Genomic DNA, 1,504 nt, shown 5'->3' on the forward strand with positions numbered 1-1,504 from the left:
CGGCCGCGGCAAGTGTCGTATCCATATAGCCCATCAAGAAATTCACCGAGACGTCAGTGCCCCACGGCGCGGGCTTTTCAACCGCAAAGCGCACCGGGTCCATCTGCTTCACCTGAACTTGAGTCGTGTCCTTGTTGATTGCGATGTAGAATGTCTGCTCCAGCGAATCGAGCTTGGGCTTGTCGAAGTACACCACCAGCGAATCATCCGGGAACAGGGTCTTCGCCTTGGAATTCGTCCTCACGCCGGCCACCTTTGGCGGAAGCGTATCGCCTTCCATCTTTTTCCATTCCCACTCCACTTCGTTGCGGAGCGTATCGAGCGTACGGAACAGGGAATCCTTCGCCGCCGAGCAAATGAACTTGTAAAGCACTTCCTTTTTCGGCGCCGGATCAAAATAGAACTGCGGGCGATTGGTGCTTGCACCCAGATAAACCAGCTTCGGATAGAGTTTCTTACTTTCGGGGGATTCCAGGTAACAATTCGAAGTATCTGCAAAGGCGGAATCAAAGTACACGTTGCGAGTAAAGGTCGCCTCGAGCACGTTGGCGTAAGGCTGCGTCACCGAAGAAAGTTCGAGCTTGGTCGTGTCCATGTCGGCAATGGCAAGCCATAACGTATCCTTTGTCTCGGCAGTCAACTCCAAGTCACCCGTCCAAAGGCCCACCTGTTCTGTCGAAAGTTCGATTTTTTGGTTGCCGTTGCCATCCATAAAGGCGACAACGCGGTAATGGCCCGCCTTAAGCCCGGTAAGCGTAAAGTGGCCGGCGCTGTCCGCGCGCGTCAGGTACAGCGGCGGTTCCTTCAACAGCATCGGTTCCTTGCTCAGTTCCTTCGTAGTCGTGTCGCGGTACTTGTCCAGGTAATGCTTGGATTCTCGTTCCTCGCCCATCAAGAACAAACCGATACTCGGGTATTCCTTTTTGCGTGCCATCGCCTGGTCCACAAGCACGCGGCCCGAAAGCGTGAGCGAATCGATTATCGAACCCGTCGAGAACACCACATGGAACGGCTTTGACAAGGCGTTGCCATGCAAGTCCTTGATGCCGCCCGCAAAAGTCACGGAGTAAGTCGTTCCGGTATCGAGTACCGCACGCGACGTGAGCACAAGCGTCTTGCCACTCACCTCAAAGCGCAACTTCTTGTCAATCGGAGGTGAAATGGAGACTGCGCTACGCGGAACCGAAGCGTTAATCCATTCGTCAAATTCGAGCTTGATCATGAGCTCGTTAGGGTGATTCGTCGTATTCGGGGCCGGATAAACGCCCGCAATGCGCGGAGGCAGTTTATCTTCGGGGCCGCCACTAGGCGCCACCTGCGTTGCACACGACAAGAATACCGTCGTACACAAAGCAGCAAAAGCAGCGCCATATTTTTTCAACAACGAACGCATCAGTCAATCATCTGGATAATCTTGCCAAGACGGCCCCAACGGATTCTAAACGGCAGGCGCCACCAGGTAAACGGATTCTTCAAGGCGAAAGCTTCGTCGTCGTTTTCGAAC

Annotated in this window: 1 protein-coding gene; it reads right to left on the minus strand. The window is 54.1% G+C overall.

What is annotated here, in order from left to right:
- Window positions 1-1,393 (minus strand): Ig-like domain-containing domain (locus tag Q0628_RS13990; RefSeq protein ID WP_298772007.1); only part of this gene is annotated, 1,393 nt, incomplete at its 3' end.
- Window positions 1,394-1,504 lie beyond the last annotated feature (111 nt).

Source organism: uncultured Fibrobacter sp., from assembly GCF_937877005.1.
Classification (GTDB): Bacteria; Fibrobacterota; Fibrobacteria; order Fibrobacterales; family Fibrobacteraceae; genus Fibrobacter.